13 protein-coding genes and 1 riboswitch are annotated in these 14911 nt (G+C 72.5%); of the genes, 5 read left to right on the top strand and 8 right to left on the bottom strand.

What is annotated here, in order from left to right:
* Nucleotides 1–12: 12 nt before the first annotated feature.
* Nucleotides 13–729 carry a glycerophosphodiester phosphodiesterase gene (locus ACIRRU_RS00310; RefSeq protein WP_403674325.1) on the top strand — a complete coding sequence of 239 codons (717 nt, stop codon included), beginning with the start codon at nt 13–15 and terminating at the stop codon, nt 727–729.
* A 22-nt stretch (nt 730–751) separates the two neighbouring features.
* Here ACIRRU_RS00310 and ACIRRU_RS00315 read toward each other — a convergent pair whose 3' ends face one another.
* A complete protein-coding gene (locus tag ACIRRU_RS00315; protein WP_403674328.1) occupies nt 752–1915 on the bottom strand; it encodes a spermidine/putrescine ABC transporter substrate-binding protein in 1164 nt (387 codons plus the stop codon).
* Between the two features lie 202 nt (nt 1916–2117).
* Entirely contained in the window at nt 2118–3557 is a 1440-nt protein-coding gene (locus ACIRRU_RS00320; protein ID WP_403674330.1) for a gamma-aminobutyraldehyde dehydrogenase, read from the bottom strand.
* A 177-nt stretch (nt 3558–3734) separates the two neighbouring features.
* Here ACIRRU_RS00320 and ACIRRU_RS00325 point away from each other — a divergent pair, with 177 nt between their 5' ends.
* The 4 genes from ACIRRU_RS00325 (at nt 3735) to ACIRRU_RS00340 (ending at nt 7686) form a co-directional block, all read left to right on the top strand.
* Nucleotides 3735–4226: an Lrp/AsnC family transcriptional regulator gene (locus ACIRRU_RS00325; RefSeq protein ID WP_403674333.1), complete on the top strand. Its 492-nt coding sequence runs from the start codon at nt 3735–3737 to the stop codon at nt 4224–4226.
* Nucleotides 4211–5590 carry an aspartate aminotransferase family protein gene (locus ACIRRU_RS00330; protein WP_403674335.1) on the top strand — a complete coding sequence of 460 codons (1380 nt, stop codon included), beginning with the start codon at nt 4211–4213 and terminating at the stop codon, nt 5588–5590. The genes ACIRRU_RS00325 and ACIRRU_RS00330 overlap by 16 nt, the downstream gene beginning before the upstream one ends.
* Nucleotides 5591–5806: 216 nt before the next feature.
* Nucleotides 5807–6544: an ABC transporter ATP-binding protein gene (locus ACIRRU_RS00335; protein ID WP_403674337.1), complete on the top strand. Its 738-nt coding sequence runs from the start codon at nt 5807–5809 to the stop codon at nt 6542–6544.
* Nucleotides 6526–7686, top strand: a complete 1161-nt coding sequence (locus ACIRRU_RS00340) for a hypothetical protein (protein WP_363204357.1) — start codon at nt 6526–6528, stop codon at nt 7684–7686. The genes ACIRRU_RS00335 and ACIRRU_RS00340 overlap by 19 nt, the downstream gene beginning before the upstream one ends.
* A gap of 51 nt (nt 7687–7737) precedes the next feature.
* Here the strand turns inward: ACIRRU_RS00340 and ACIRRU_RS00345 are convergent, their stop codons facing one another.
* From ACIRRU_RS00345 to rlmN, 6 genes are all read right to left on the bottom strand, one after another.
* Complete coding sequence (locus ACIRRU_RS00345) at nt 7738–8733, bottom strand: aldo/keto reductase (RefSeq protein ID WP_403674340.1); 996 nt, start codon at nt 8731–8733, stop codon at nt 7738–7740.
* Nucleotides 8734–8875: 142 nt separating this feature from the next.
* Nucleotides 8876–9331 carry an SRPBCC domain-containing protein gene (locus ACIRRU_RS00350; RefSeq protein WP_403674344.1) on the bottom strand — a complete coding sequence of 152 codons (456 nt, stop codon included), beginning with the start codon at nt 9329–9331 and terminating at the stop codon, nt 8876–8878.
* Nucleotides 9332–9476: 145 nt separating this feature from the next.
* The gene (locus ACIRRU_RS00355) at nt 9477–10535 is read right to left on the bottom strand and encodes an ABC transporter ATP-binding protein (RefSeq protein ID WP_403674345.1); all 1059 of its coding nucleotides are present in this window, start codon (nt 10533–10535) and stop codon (nt 9477–9479) included.
* Nucleotides 10536–10540: 5 nt separating this feature from the next.
* On the bottom strand, nt 10541–12184 hold the full coding sequence (locus tag ACIRRU_RS00360; protein ID WP_403674347.1) for an ABC transporter permease: 1644 nt from the start codon (nt 12182–12184) through the stop codon (nt 10541–10543).
* 83 nt (nt 12185–12267) lie between these two features.
* Nucleotides 12268–13359 carry a thiamine ABC transporter substrate binding subunit gene (locus tag ACIRRU_RS00365; RefSeq protein ID WP_403674350.1) on the bottom strand — a complete coding sequence of 364 codons (1092 nt, stop codon included), beginning with the start codon at nt 13357–13359 and terminating at the stop codon, nt 12268–12270.
* Nucleotides 13360–13441: 82 nt separating this feature from the next.
* Nucleotides 13442–13558: riboswitch (TPP riboswitch) on the bottom strand.
* A 187-nt stretch (nt 13559–13745) separates the two neighbouring features.
* On the bottom strand, nt 13746–14852 hold the full coding sequence (gene rlmN / locus ACIRRU_RS00370) for a 23S rRNA (adenine(2503)-C(2))-methyltransferase RlmN (RefSeq protein ID WP_403674353.1): 1107 nt from the start codon (nt 14850–14852) through the stop codon (nt 13746–13748).
* Nucleotides 14853–14911: the final 59 nt, after the last annotated feature.

Raw genomic sequence — 14911 nt, forward strand, 5'->3', positions numbered from 1 at the left:
CACAATGGCCCCATGGCCAACATCGTCTCCCGTGTCACCGCCGTCGCGCACCGCGGCGATCCCTACCGATTCCGCGAGAACACCCTGCCCTCGATCCGCTCCGCCGTCGAACAGGGGGCGGACGCGGTCGAGATCGATGTCCGGGTCACCCGCGACGGGGTGCCGGTCCTGCTGCACGACGCGACGCTGGAGCGGCTGTGGGGCCACGACCGGCGGCTGGAGAGGATCGACCACGCGGAGCTGAAGGAGCTGACCGGCGGCGGGGTGCCCACGCTGCGCGAGGCGCTGCTGGCCGCCGGGGCGCACCGGGTGATGGTGGACCTGCCGGGGTCGACGGACGCCTCGGTGAGGACGATCGTGGGCACGGTCCGGGAGTGCGGGGCGGGTGAGCGCGCGTACTACACCTCCGGGACGGCGGCGATGCTGCGGGTGCGGGCCGCGGACCCGTCCGCCGAGATCGCCCTGACCTGGACGACGCTGGCCCCGCCCCGCCCGGAGCTGCTGGCGGCGGTGCGGCCGCGCTGGCTGAACTACCGGTTCGGGCTGGTCAGCCGGGAGCTGACGGACCGGGCGCACCGGGACGGGCTGCTGGTCTCCGCGTGGACGGTCGACACGAAGCGCTCGATGCGCCGGCTGATCGAGCGGGGCGTCGACTCGATCACCACGAACCGGATCGACGCCCTGCACCGGCTGCGCGGCCCGCGCACCGGGACGGATCCGGAGCGCTGAGCCGGGCGGTCGCGAGCGGGGCTCACAGGCCGACGACGGCGTTCCACTTCTTGGCGAAGTCCAGCCGTTCCCCGGAGGTGATGTCGCGCGCGATGGCGAGCCGTTCGCGCATCGCGCCGTCGGGGAAGATCAGCGGGTCCTCGGCGAGCGCGGCCCGCTCCGCGTCCTTCGACGCGGCGAGGACGTCGCGGGCGGCGGGGACCGGGCAGACGTAGTTGACCCAGGCCGCCAGTTCGGCGGCGACCTCGGGCCGGTAGTAGTGGTCGACCAGCCGCTCGGCGTTGCGCTTGTGGCCGGCGAGGTTGGGGATCATCAGGGATTCGGCCCACAGTTCGGCGCCCTCCTCGGGGACGACGAACTCGATGTCCGGGTTGTCGGCCTGGAGCTGGATGACGTCGCCGGAGTACGCCTGGCAGGCGAGCACGTCCCCGGTGGCGAGGTCCTTGATGTAGTCGTTGCCGGTGAAGCGGCGGATGTGTTTCGAGCGGACCCGCTTCTCGACCTGTTCGCACATCGTGTGGAAGTCGTCGGCCCTCCAGCGGGTGATGTCGACGCCGTTGCCCTGCATGAGCAGGGCGAAGGACTCGTCGAGCCCGGCGAGCAAAGTGACCCGGCCGCGCAGGTCGTCCGCCCACAGGTCGGCCGTGGAGCGGAGCTCGCGGCCCAGCTTCCGGCGGTTGTAGGCGATGCCGGTGATCCCGGACTGCCAGGGGACGCTGTGGCGGCGGCCCTCGTCGAAGGCGGGGTGGCGCAGCTGCGGGTCGAGGTGGCGGGCGACGTTGGGCTGCTCGGCCCGGTCCATCTCCTGGACCCAGCCGAGCCGGACGAAGCGGGCGGCCATCCAGTCGCTGATGACGATGAGGTCGCGGCCGGTGGCCTGGCGGTTCATCAGGGCGGGGCTGATCTTCCCGAAGAACTCGTCGTTGTCGTTGATCTCCTCGGTGTACGTGACGGAGATCCCGGTCCGCCGGGCGAAGGCGTCCAGGGTGGGGCGCCGGGACTCGTCCTCGTCGTCGGTGTCGATGTAGAGCGGCCAGTTGGCGAAGTGCAGGGTGTGGTCGGTGTCCGAGCTGTCGCGCCCGGCCCGGTCCCCCGGCTCGACGAAGGCGGCGGGGACCCCGCAGCCGGCCAGGGCGGCCCCGGCGGTCCCCGCCCCGAGGGCGCGGAGCAGGGAACGGCGGGTCATGGTGGGGTTCTTCGGGATCGCTCGCACCCGCGCAGGATGCCGGGCGGGCGGCGGGGCGGGCAATGGACCAACCGTCCAGCGGGGCGGCCCCGTTCCGCACACCCTGTACATCCGTGCGCCCGCTTCCCCGCCGGGAGCCGCGGGCGCACGGCAGCGGCCCCGGGCCTCAAGCCCGGGGCCGTGCGCGGCGTCGACGCGGAGGTCAGCCCTCGATGGACGTCATCACGTGCTTGATGCGGGTGTAGTCCTCGAAGCCGTACGCGGAGAGGTCCTTGCCGTAGCCGGACTTCTTGAACCCGCCGTGCGGCATCTCGGCGACCAGCGGGATGTGGGTGTTGATCCACACGCAGCCGAAGTCGAGGTTCTTGGAGAGCCGCATGGCGCGGGCGTGGTCCTTGGTCCACACCGAGGAGGCGAGCGCGTACTCGACGCCGTTGGCGTAGGTGACGGCCTGCTTCTCGTCGGTGAAGGACTGGACGGTGATGACGGGGCCGAAGACCTCGTTCTGGATGATCTCGTCGTCCTGCTCGAGGCCGGAGACGACGGTCGGGGCGTAGAAGTAGCCCTTGTCGCCGACGCGGTGGCCGCCGGTCTCGACCTTGGCGTGGGCGGGGAGCCGCTCGATGAAGCCGCTGACCTGCTTCAGCTGGTTGGCGTTGTTGAGCGGGCCGTACGCCACGTCCTCGTCGTCCGGCTGTCCGGTCCGGGTGCCGGCGGCGGCCTCGGCGAGCGCGGTGACGAACTCGTCGTGGACGGACTCGTGGACCAGCACGCGGGTGGCGGCCGTACAGTCCTGGCCCGCGTTGAAGAAGCCCGCCTCGGAGATGCCCGCGACGGCGCCCGCGATGTCGGCGTCCTCGAAGACCACGCAGGGCGCCTTGCCGCCGAGCTCCAGGTGGACCCGCTTGACGTCCTTGGCGGCGGACTCGGCGACCTGCATGCCCGCCCGTACCGAACCGGTGATGGAGGCCATCGCCGGGGTGGGGTGCTCGACCATGGCGCGGCCGGTGTCCCGGTCCCCGCACAGGACGTTGAAGACGCCCTTGGGGAGGATCTGCCCGATGATCTCGGCCATCAGGACCGTGGAGGCCGGGGTGGTGTCGGACGGCTTGATGACGACCGTGTTGCCCGCGGCGAGGGCCGGGGCGAACTTCCACACGGCCATCATCATCGGGTAGTTCCACGGCGCGACCTGGGCGCAGACACCGACCGGCTCGCGCCGGACGATGGAGGTCAGGCCCTCCATGTACTCGCCCGCCGACCGGCCCTCAAGCAGCCGGGCGGCACCCGCGAAGAAGCGGATCTGGTCCACCATCGGCGGGATCTCCTCGCTGCGGGTGAGGCCGATCGGCTTGCCGGTGTTCTGCGACTCGGCGGCGATCAGGTCCTCGGCCCGCTCCTCGAAGGCGTCCGCGATCTTCAGCAGGGCCTTCTGGCGCTCGGCGGGCGTGGTGTCGCGCCAGGCGGGGAACGCGGCCGCGGCGGCCTCCATGGCGGCATCGACGTCGGCCCGGCCGGAGAGCGGGGAGGTCGCGTAGACCTCTTCCGTGACCGGGCTGACCACCTCGATGGTCCGCCCGTCCGCGGCGTCCCGGAACTCTCCGTTGATGTAGTTGCGCAGACGGCGCACCTCGGTGGTCACAACCACCCCTCCTGTCGGCTGTCCGATGGGTGAGACATCCACCCTAATCGCTCCGGTGACGCTTTCGACATACCCAACCGTCCCCAACTTCGGATTCAGTCAGATCCAAGCATCGATACAACGAATTTCATCGATCTGGGGTTGCGAGACGGAGGAGGAGCGGTGCACAGTGGAACTGTGGCCAGTCGCAGCGCAGACTCCAGGAACGGGAACGGATCGCCGTCAGCGGTCGATGCCGTGTCCCTCGCGATCATCGAGCAGCTCCAGGAGGACGGACGCCGTCCGTACGCCGCGATCGGCAAAGCCGTCGGCCTCTCCGAGGCGGCCGTGCGCCAGCGCGTGCAGAAGCTGCTCGACCAGGGCGTGATGCAGATCGTCGCCGTGACGGACCCGCTCACCGTGGGATTCCGCCGCCAGGCGATGGTCGGCATCAACGTCGAGGGAGACCTCGACCCGGTGGCCGAGGCCCTGTCGGCGATGGCCGAGTGCGAGTACGTGGTGATGACCGCGGGCTCCTTCGACCTGATGGTGGAGATCGTCTGCGAGGACGACGACCACCTGCTGGAGACCATCAACCAACGCATCCGGACCCTTCCCGGGGTGCGCTCCACCGAGAGCTTCGTCTACCTCAAGCTCAAGAAGCAGACCTATATGTGGGGAACCCGATAGCCGTGAGCAAGGACCTCAGCCGAACCGCGTACGACCACCTGTGGATGCACTTCACCCGCATGTCGGACTACGAGAACGCGCCCGTTCCCACCATCGTGCGCGGCGAGGGAACGTACATCTTCGACGACCGGGGCAAGCGCTACCTGGACGGCCTCTCCGGCCTGTTCGTGGTCAACGCCGGTCACGGCCGTCACGAGCTCGCCGAGACGGCGTACAAGCAGGGCCAGGAGCTGGGCTTCTTCCCGGTGTGGTCCTACGCCCACCCCAAGGCCGTCGAGCTCGCCGAGCGGCTGGCCGGCCACGCCCCGGGCGACCTCAACAAGGTCTTCTTCACCACCGGCGGCGGCGAGGCCGTCGAGACCGCCTGGAAGCTGGCCAAGCAGTACTTCAAGCTCAAGGGCAAGCCCACCAAGTACAAGGTCATCTCGCGCGCCGTCGCCTACCACGGCACCCCGCAGGGCGCCCTGTCCATCACCGGCCTCCCCGCCCTGAAGGCCCCCTTCGAGCCGCTGGTTCCCGGTGCGCACAAGGTGCCGAACACCAACATCTACCGCGCCCCGCTCTTCGGCGACGACCCGGAGGCCTTCGGCCGCTGGGCCGCCGACCAGATCGAGCAGCAGATCCTCTTCGAGGGGCCCGAGACCGTCGCGGCCGTCTTCCTGGAGCCCGTGCAGAACGCGGGCGGCTGCTTCCCGCCGCCGCCGGGCTACTTCCAGCGGGTCCGCGAGATCTGCGACCAGTACGACGTCCTGCTCGTCTCCGACGAGGTCATCTGCGCCTTCGGCCGGCTCGGCACGATCTTCGCCTGCGACAAGTTCGGCTACGTACCGGACATGATCACCTGCGCGAAGGGCATGACCTCCGGCTACTCCCCGATCGGCGCCTGCATCGTCTCGGACCGGATCGCGGAGCCGTTCTACCGGGGCGACAACACCTTCCTGCACGGCTACACCTTCGGCGGCCACCCGGTGTCCGCGGCGGTGGGCCTCGCCAACCTCGACATCTTCGAGCGCGAGAACCTCACCCAGCACGTCCTCGACAACGAGAGCGCCTTCCTCACCACGCTCCAGAAGCTGCACGACCTGCCGATCGTCGGGGACGTCCGCGGCAACGGGTACTTCTACGGCATCGAGCTGGTGAAGGACAAGGCGACCAAGGAGACGTTCACCGAGGAGGAGACCGAGCGCGTCCTGTACGGCTTCCTGTCCAAGGCGCTGTACGACAACGGCCTCTACTGCCGGGCCGACGACCGCGGCGACCCGGTCGTCCAGCTCGCCCCGCCGCTCATCTCCGACCAGTCCACGTTCGACGAGATCGAGGGCATCCTGCGGAACGTGCTGACGGAGGCCTGGTCCAAGCTCTGACCACCGCCGCACCTCCTGGACGATCACCGTCCAGCGGTCATTTCATACGGTCCACCGGCCCGGATACCCCCCGTTCGAGTGAGAAGGGGGTATCCGGGCCGCGTGCCGTGCGCCCGGACCGGTCCGACTATCTACGGTGCCCAGTGACCGATCGGCCGCGTCTTCGTTCCCCCGTACGGGGGAACGGGAAATCTGACCTGAACCGAGGTGTACGCCATGGTGGCCCCGCCGGACAACGACGTGATCTGGGCGCGTTCCCTGCACCACTCCCACAACGGCTCGCCCGGTCTCGGCGGTGTCTCGGTCGGTGTCCGGGACGCCGAGATCCTGGCCGTGACCGGCCCGCGCGGCAGCGGCAAGACCACCCTGCTGCACTGCCTGTCCGGCCGGCTCGTACCCGAGCAGGGCGAGGTCTGGTTCAACAGCGTCCCCCTCCACACCATGTCCGCCCGGCTGCGCGAGCGGCTGCGCCGTGAGCGCTTCGGCTGGATCGGCGCCGACCCGGAGCTGGTCCCGGAGCTGACCGCCTGGGAGAACACCGCCCTGCCCCTGTTGCTGCGGGGGGTCTCCCACCGAGCCGCCCGGAAGGCCGCCACCGAGTGGCTGGAGCGCCTGGACATCGCGGCCTTCGCCAAGAAGCGGCCGCACGCCCTGCTCCAGGCGCAGCGCCAGCGGATCGCCGTGGCCCGCGCCCTGTGCGCGGCACCGACCGTGATCTTCGCCGACGAGCCCACCGCGACCCTGTACCGCGCCGACCGCACCCAGGTGCTGCGCACCCTGGCCGCCGCGGCCCGCTCGCACGGCATCACCGTCGTCCTGGCCACCCATGACGCCGAGGTCGCCGCGCTCGCCGACCGGACCGTCCCGCTGCTGGACGGCCGCCGCGTCGCCACGGCCTCCCTGCCCGCGGAACCGGAAGCGGAGGGCCGCGCGGCGTGCTCGCTCTCCGTCTAGCCCGCGGCTCGCACCCCCTCGTCCTGGTCCGGCGGCTGCTGGTCGCCGCCGCCTCCGCCGGGGTCGGCTTCCTCCTGCTGGCCGCCCTCGGCTACGCCTCCGCCCACCCCGCGTCCTCCGGTTCGGTGCTGCGGCTGCTGTGGTGCTTCGTCCCGCTGGCCGCGACGGTGCAGTTCGCCGTGGCGGTGGCCCGTACGGACCCGAGCACCCGGCCCCGGCCGGGGCTGTCCTCGGTGGGGCTCGGCCCGGTGCGGCTCTCGGTGCTGGCCGCCGTGTCCACGGCCGTGTCCACCACGCTGGGCTCGGTGGTGGCGCTGCTGTTCTTCCTGCACCTGCGGGGCGAGCTCAGCGGAATGCCCTTCGACGGCGGTGCGGCGGAGTTCCTCGGCGCGGGCACCCCGCTGCCGCCCGCCGCGGCGCTGATGCTGCTGGCTCTCGTCCCGGCCGCGTCCGCGGCGGCGAGCGCGCTGGCCCTGCGGTCCCGGCCCGACCCGGCCCGGGACGCCTCCGGCTCCGAGGAGCCGCCCGCCCCCGCGCCCGCACCGGCCGGGCTGCCCTGGGGCGTGGCCCTGACCGCCGCCGGGCTCGCGGTCGAGGCGTACGCGTCACGGGAGGCGACGGGCAGCGCGTTCCCGCTGCCGGGCCGGTTCGACTCCACCCCGGTCGCGGTACTGGCGGGGTGGACGCTGACCGCGATCGGCCTGGCCATGGCCGGACCGGCGCTGACCCACCTGTGCGGCAGGGCGCTCCAGGCGGTGCGCCCGGGTGCGGCGCGACTGCTGGCGGGCCGGGTCCTGATGGACGAGGCGCGCCGGATCGGCCGCCCGCTCGGGGTGGTCTGCGCGGTCCTGTCCGCGGGGATCGCCGCCCTGGCCCTGTACGGCGGCGACGAGCGCCCGTACGGTCCGCTGACCGCTCTCGGCGCGGTGCTGGTCCTCGGCTGCACGGCGGCGACGCTGCTCACGACGGCCCTGGAGGCCAAGCACGCCCGCGCGCACACCGCGCAGGCGCTGCTCAGGATGGGCGCCCCGGCCTCGACGCTGCGCGCGGCGACGGCGCTGCGGGCGGGGGCGCTGCTCGCCCTGTTCGCCCCGCTGACCTGGGTGATCGCCGAGCTGGCGGCGCTTCCGCTGGCGAAGTGAGCCCCGCGTCCACGTGACCGGCGGCCCTGCGGGCACGCCCCGGGCCGCCGGTCACTCCGGTGGCCCGGGGCACCCCGCCGGAAGGAGTCCGCAGCGCCGGGCGTCGGCCCAGAGGGCGGCCGGAACCGGGTGGGCGAGCCAGTCCGCGCTCTGCTCGACCTGCTCCGGCGTCCGCGCGCCCACCACGACCGAGGCGACCGCCGGGTGCCCGAAGGGGAAGCGCACCGCCGCGGCGAGCAGCGGCACCCCGAACCGCCCGCACAGCTCCCGCCAGCCCTCGATCCGCGCCGCGGTCCGCGGCGGCACCGCGGTGTGCGCGTGCGGGGTCCCGGGACCGGCGTCGGCGAGGAGACCGCCGTGGTAGACGCCCGCAGCGAGCACGGCGACGCCGCGTTCGGCGCAGAGCGGCAGCAGTTCGTCCAGGCCCGACTGGTCCAGCAGCCCGTACCGGCCCGCGAGCAGCACACAGTCCGGGCCGGGTGCCGCGGCCTCCCGCAGGAAGCGGGCCGCGACCGGGGCGTGGTTGACGCCGATCGACACCGCGCCGACCGTGCCGCGCTCCCGGAGTTCGGCGAGCGCCCGGTACGCCTCGCCTACCGCCGTGCCGAACTCCTCGTCGGGGTCGTGCACATGAAGGACGTCGACCCGGTCCAGCCCCAGCCGGTCCAGACTCTCGGTGACGCTGCGGAGCACCCCGGCGTAGGAGTAGTCCTTGCGCGGACCCACCCCCGGTGGCGGGTCCGCCCAGATCGGCTGGGTGTCGGGCCCGCCCGGTTCGATCAGGCGGCCCACCTTGGTGCAGAGCACGAACGCGTCGCGCGGACGTCCGGCGAGGGCCGCGCCCACGCGCCGCTCCGAGCGGCCGTAGCCGTAGACCGGGGCGGTGTCGTAGAGCCGGATGCCCAGCTGCCAGGCCCGCTCCAGCACCGCGGCGGCCTCCGCTTCGCCGACCGGGGCGAAGAGGCCGCCCAACGAGGCGAGCCCGAGCCCGAGCCGGCTGACCCGCAGCCCGGTGCGGCCCAGCGGCACCCGTTCGTCCGCGCGCATCGCTTCCCCCCTCCGCCGACGTCACGATAGTCCGCGGACCGGCGGAACGGGGCGGGAAGAGCGGGGCAGGCGGAACGGGGCAGGCACCGCGAGAGATCTTCGGTCCGCCTTCGGTCCGGCCGGGCCGGACGCCGCGCCGTTCTCAGGGGTGCGCGGCGAGGCGCTCGGCCAGGGCGTCGAAGAAGGCCTCCCAGCCGTCCTCGGCTGCCGCGTACTGCTCGGGGGTGAGGTTCCCGCCGCGCTGCTGGAAGGCCAGCTCGGTCCGGCCGGCGCCGAGGTCGCTGAAGGTGACGGTCACACTCTCGCCCTCGGCGTCCTCGGGGCCGGAGCCGTCCTTCAGGGTGAAAACGAGCCCGTCCGGTTCGCTGACCTCCTCATAGACCCCGTGGAAGGGCATCTCGACGCCCGGCAACACGATGACCAGGCTCCATGTCCCGCCGGGCCGCACGTCCATCGCCACCCGGTCCAGCGGCACGTCCGCGTCCCCGCCGTACCAGGCGGCGAAGTCCTCGGGCGACGTCCAGGCGGCGAAGACCCGCTGCTGGGGGGCGTCCAGGACGCGGGTGAGGTCGATGCCCTCGCGTATGCCACCGGTCATGATCACGGTCCTTGTCGCCGTCGGTGCCGCTGCCCGTGCCGTACGGCGTCGTGAGCGGTGCCGTACGGTCCTCGGCCACGGGGTCCGGATCTCCAGCTTGCCGGGCCGCGGGCGCGCTGTCGCGGCGTGCGGTGCGGCGGCGGGGTCAGGGTGAGGGCTCCCCGGAGCGGGCCGGGGGCGGGCCCTGGTCCGCCAGCACCACCGTCTCGTCGGCGTCGAACCGGACGCCGACGACCGCGCCCTCGTCCGGGGTGTCCCGCAGGGCGCAGGCGGCCTCCAGCACGGGCGCGTTCTCGGGGACGAGCCGCACGGTCACGTGGTTCCCGCGGAAGGTGCGCACGCCGACCGTGCAGCGCAGGCCGTCCTCGGGGTCGCCGATGAGGACCCCGGCGGGGCGGACCAGGAGGTCGGCCTCGCCCTGCGGGGAGCCCTCGGGGACCGGGACCTTGCCCCAGACGGTGGCGGCGGCCTGCCCGGTGACCGTGGCGGCGGTGACGTTGTCGAAGCCGAGGAAGCGGGCGACGAACGCGGAGGCGGGGCGCTGCCAGACCTCCAGCGGGGTGCCTTCCTGGGCGATCCGGCCGTCCCGCATCACGACGACCCGGTCGGCGAGAGCGAACGCCTCGCCCTGGTCGTGGGTGACGGCGAGCACCGTCGTACCCAACTCGCTGAACAGCGTGCGCAGTTCGACGACCAGCCGTTCGCGCAGGCTGCGGTCGAGCTGGCCGAGCGGCTCGTCCAGCATCAGCAGCTTCGGGCGGGGGGCGAGCGCGCGGGCCAGGGCGACGCGCTGCTGCTCGCCACCGGAGAGCGCGGCGACGGCACGGCGTTCGGCGCCCGGCAGCCCGACCAGCTCCAGCAGTTCGCGGACCCGGCGTCCGGCCGCCTCCCGCCCGGCGCCGTGCATCCGCAGCCCGAAGGCCACGTTGGCGCCGACGTCCCGGTGCGGGAAGAGCTGGTGGTCCTGGAACATCAGGCCGAGGCCGCGCCGGTGCACGGGGACGCCCGCCTGGTCCTGTCCGGCCAGCAGCACCCGACCACCGTCCATGGGCTGGAGTCCGGCGACGGCCCGCAGCAGGGTGGACTTGCCGCTGCCGCTGGGACCCAGGAGGCAGACGATCCGGTGGTCGGCGACCTCCAGGTCCACGCCGTCGAGCGCGGTGCGCTCCCCGAACCGCACGGTGGCGGCCTGCAAGCTCAGCATGTCGTTCAGAACTCCCCGGATCGGTCGGTGCGGATACGTTCCAGGAGCAGCAGCGAGAGAGCGCACACCAGCATCAGGATGGTGCTCAGCGCCATCGCCTGCCCGTAGTTGAGCTCCCCCGACCGGCCCAGCAGCCGGGCCACGGCGACCGGCAGTGTCGGGTTGTCGGGGCGGGCGATGAAGACGGTGGCGCCGAACTCCCCGAGGGACACGGCGAACGCGAAGCCCGCCGCCACCAGCACCGCCCGCCGCACCAGGGGCAGATCGACCTCGCGCCAGGCCCGCAGCGGCGACGCGCCCAGTACGGCGGCGGCCTCGCGCAGCCGGTCGTCGACCGCGCGGAGCACGGGCAGCATGGTCCGTACGACGAAGGGGACGCCGACCAGCGCCTGGGCCAGCGGCACCAGGATCCAGGAGGTCCGCAGGTCCAGCGGCGGCCGGTCGAGGGTGATGAGGAAGCCGAAGCCGACGGTGACGGCGGAGACCCCGAGCGGCAGCATCAGCAGCGCGTCGAACCCGCGGACCAGCCGTCCGGCCCGGCGGGTCAGGGCCGCGGCGGCGAGCCCGCCGACGACCAGGGCGATGAGCGTCGCGACGAGCGCGTACCGCAGGGAGTTGCCGACGGCCTCCAGCGGCGGCACCAGGAAGGTGGAGGAGCCGCCCGACCCGGCGGACTGGAGCGCCCGGTAGTAGCCGAGGCCGTAACCGCCCGCCCCGCCCGCTCCATCTGCTCCGTCTGCTCCATCGAAGGAGCGCTCCACCAGCACGCCGAGCGGCAGCAGGATCAGCAGCAGCGCGGTCAGCAGGACCCCGCCGAGCAGCGTCCACTGCCCGGCGCCGCGCGGCCTGCGGGAGGTCTGCGCCGGGTCGGCCAGCTTCAGCGCCCGCTCCCGGCGGCGTACGGTCGCCGCGTGCACGGCGAGGATCGCGCCGACCGCGGCGAACTGCACCAGGGTCAGCACGGCGGCGGTCGGCAGGTCGAGCAGTTGCGCGGTCTGCCGGTAGATCTCCACCTCCAGGGTGGAGTACGCAGGTCCGCCGAGGATCTGCACGACGCCGAAGGAGGTGAACGTGAAGAGGAAGACCATCAGCGCGGCGGCCGCGACGGCGGGGGCGAGGGCGGGCAGCGTCACCCGGCGGAACGCGGCGAGCCTTCCGGCTCCCAGCACCCGGGCGGCCTCCTCCTGGCGCGGGTCCAGCTGCGACCAGAGCCCGCCCACGGTGCGGACGACCACGGCGTAGTTGAAGAAGACGTGGGCCAGCAGGATCGCCCACACGGTGGTGTCGAGGCGGACGCCCCAGAGCTCGTCCAGGAGCCCGCCGCGCCCCAGCAGCGCCAGGAACGCGGTGCCGACGACGACGGTCGGCAGCACGAACGGCACCGTGACGACGGCTCGCAGGACCTGTTTGCCCGGGAAGTCGAACCGGGCGAAGACATACGCCCCGGGCAGCGCGATCAGCAGGGTGAGCGCGGTCGAGGCGAGGGCCTGCCAGGCGGTGAACCAGAGGACGTCGAGGATGTCCGGGCGGCCCAGCACCTCGCCGATCCGCCCGAACTGCCAGACACCGTCCGCCTTCACCCCGCGTCCGACGATCGCGGACACGGGGTAGGCGAAGAACACGGCGAAGAACGCGACGGGCACGGTCATCAGGCCGAGCCGCACCGCGGCCCCGCGTCGCCCGGCGCCCCGGCGGGACCGGGCGGGGGTCCTGCCGGGGTCTGCCTCGGGCCCTACTTCAGGACGAGCGACTGCCACGACTGGATCCACTGCTCACGGTTGGCGGAGATCTTCTCGGGCGTGACGGTGGGGGGCGTGCCGACCTTCTCGCCGAACTTCGTGAAGAGTTCGGGCAGTGCCGCGTCCGTGACGACGGGGTTCACGAACATGGTCAGCGGCATGTCCTCCTGGAAGGACGTGCCGAGCAGGAAGTCCAGCAGGGCCTTGCCGCCCTTCTCGTTCTTCGCCCCGGTCAGCAGCCCGGCGTACTCGGTCTGCCGGAAGCAGGTGCCGGTGGCAACCCCGGTGGGGGCCTCCTCGGGCTGCGGGTCCGCGTACAGCACCTCGACGGGCGGGCTGGAGGCGTAGGAGACGACGAGCGGCCGGTCCGCCTTCGCCTTCCTGCCGCCCGCGGAGCCGGAGAACTCCTCGTTGTACGCCTGCTCCCAGCCGTCGACGACCTTCACGCCGTTGGCCTTGAGCTTCTTCCAGTAGTCCTGGTAGCCCCCCTCGCCCTGGGTGGCGATGGTGCCGAGGAGGAAGCCGAGGCCGGGCGAGGAGCTGGCGGCGTTCTCCACGACGAGGAGGTCGCGGTACGCGGGCTTCAGCAGGTCCTCGAAGGTGCGCGGCGGCGCGAGCTTCTTGTCGGTGAAGTACTTCTTGTCGTAGTTGACGCAGATGTCACCGGTGTCGACGGGCGTCACCCGGTGCTTCCCGTCCCGCTGGGTGCCCTGGGCGACCCGGTCCAGGCCCTTGGCCTCATACGCGGTGAAGAGCCCGTTGTCGAGGGCGCGGGAGAGCAGGGTGTTGTCCACCCCGAAGAAGACGTCGCCGCGCGGGGAGCCCTTGGTCAGGATCTCCTGGTTGAGCGCGGCCCCCGCGTCACCGCTCTTGAGGACCTTGACGGTGTAGCCGGTCTCCTCGGTGAACTCCTTCAGCACCTTGTCCGAGGCGTTGAAGGAGTCGTGGCTGACCAGGGTGACGGTCCTGGATCCGCCGTCCCCGGACGAGCCCGAGCCGTCGTCGGAGCCGCCGCAGCCCGCGAGCGCGGTGACGCCGAGCACCGCGGCGAGCGCCGTCGCCGCGTATCTCGTGGTGGTGTTCATGTGATCCTCCTGGGGGTGGCCAGGAAGAGACGCGGCCCCGCCCGCCGCCGGAGACGTACCGGAAGCGGGCAGGGCGCAACAGCTTGAGTAAGGTCCGAACTTCCTACCCGGAATGACCCGGGCGAGGTTCAGAGGGTCTGCGGCCAACCTGTCCTTGGTGCCGCACTCTCAGCGCTGTGGCGCTCCCCTGTCGGAATATGCAGTTGATTCCCGGCCCAGGCTACACCGGCGGTTTCCGGCCGCCCCGCGGCACCGGCCGTTCCCCTGGGCGGCCGCCTCGGGACCTGCCCGGGACGGGGTGCCGGGGCAGCCGCCCCGGGGAGCGGTCCGGGCAGCCGTGCCGGGGAACGGTCCGGGCTGGGGGCCCGTCCGGGCAGCCGTCCCGGCTAGCGTTCGGAGGCCGCGAGCTGTCCGCAGGCCCCGTCGATCTCCTGACCGCGGGTGTCGCGGACGGTGACGGGCACGCCGTGGGCCGCGATGGCCTCGACGAACGCCTTCTCGTCCTCGGGGCGCGAGGCGGTCCACCGGGAGCCGGGGGTGGGGTTCAGCGGGATGAGGTTGACGTGCACCCGCTTGCCCTTGAGGAGCCTGCCGAGCAGATCACCGCGCCAGGCCTGGTCGTTGATGTCCCGGATCAGGGCGTACTCGATGGAGACGCGGCGGCCGGACTTCTCCGCGTACTCCCACGCGGCGTCCAGGACCTCGCGGACCTTCCACCGGGTGTTGACGGGGACCAGGGTGTCGCGCAGTTCGTCGTCCGGGGCGTGCAGCGAGACGGCGAGGCGGCACTTGAAGCCCTCGTCGGCGAAGCGCAGCATGGCCGGGACGAGGCCCACCGTGGAAACGGTGATCCCGCGCTGCGAGAGCCCGAGGCCGTCCGGCTCGGGGTCGGTGAGGCGGCGGATGGCGCCGACGACCCGCTTGTAGTTGGCGAGCGGCTCGCCCATGCCCATGAAGACGATGTTGGAGAGCCGCGCGGGGCCGCCCGGCACCTCTCCGTCGCGCAGGGCCCGCATACCGTCGACGATCTGGTGCACGATCTCGGCGGTCGACAGATTCCGGTCGAGTCCGGCCTGTCCGGTGGCGCAGAAGGGGCAGTTCATCCCGCAGCCGGCCTGCGAGGAGATGCACATGGTGACGCGGTCCGGATAGCGCATCAGGACGGACTCGACGAGGGTGCCGTCGTGCAGCTTCCACAGGGTCTTACGGGTGGTGTCGTCGTCGCAGCTGATGTGCCGGATCACCGACATCAGCTCGGGGAACAGCGCCTCGGCGAGCTTGTCCCGCGACCCGGCGGGAATGTTGCTCCACTGGGCCGGGTCGTGGGTGTACCGCGCGAAGTAGTGCTGCGAGAGCTGCTGGGCGCGGAACGGCTTCTCGCCGGTCTCGGCGACCGCTTCCTTGCGCTCGGCGGGCGTGAGGTCGGCGAGATGCCGCGGCGGCTTCTTGGCTCCGCGGGGCGCGACGAAAGTGAGTTCTCCGGGCTTAGGCATGGTTCATCCAGTGTCGCAGAAAGCGGAGTGAGGGCCCGCCGCCCTGTGGACAACGTGCC

It is taken from the genome of Streptomyces sp. NPDC101181 (assembly GCF_044767975.1).
Taxonomy (GTDB): domain Bacteria; phylum Actinomycetota; class Actinomycetes; order Streptomycetales; family Streptomycetaceae; genus Streptomyces.

What these genes read in the sequence shown, in the direction of transcription:
- ACIRRU_RS00310 (WP_403674325.1), top strand. Translation starts at nt 13, where the DNA reads ATGGCCAACATCGTCTCCCGTGTCACCGCCGTCGCGCACCGCGGCGAT.
- ACIRRU_RS00315 (WP_403674328.1), bottom strand. Translation starts at nt 1,915, where the DNA reads ATGACCCGCCGTTCCCTGCTCCGCGCCCTCGGGGCGGGGACCGCCGGG.
- ACIRRU_RS00335 (WP_403674337.1), top strand. Translation starts at nt 5,807, where the DNA reads ATGGTGGCCCCGCCGGACAACGACGTGATCTGGGCGCGTTCCCTGCAC.
- ACIRRU_RS00345 (WP_403674340.1), bottom strand. Translation starts at nt 8,733, where the DNA reads ATGCGCGCGGACGAACGGGTGCCGCTGGGCCGCACCGGGCTGCGGGTC.
- ACIRRU_RS00350 (WP_403674344.1), bottom strand. Translation starts at nt 9,331, where the DNA reads ATGACCGGTGGCATACGCGAGGGCATCGACCTCACCCGCGTCCTGGAC.
- ACIRRU_RS00355 (WP_403674345.1), bottom strand. Translation starts at nt 10,535, where the DNA reads ATGCTGAGCTTGCAGGCCGCCACCGTGCGGTTCGGGGAGCGCACCGCG.
- ACIRRU_RS00360 (WP_403674347.1), bottom strand. Translation starts at nt 12,184, where the DNA reads ATGACCGTGCCCGTCGCGTTCTTCGCCGTGTTCTTCGCCTACCCCGTG.
- ACIRRU_RS00365 (WP_403674350.1), bottom strand. Translation starts at nt 13,359, where the DNA reads ATGAACACCACCACGAGATACGCGGCGACGGCGCTCGCCGCGGTGCTC.
- rlmN (WP_403674353.1), bottom strand. Translation starts at nt 14,852, where the DNA reads ATGCCTAAGCCCGGAGAACTCACTTTCGTCGCGCCCCGCGGAGCCAAG.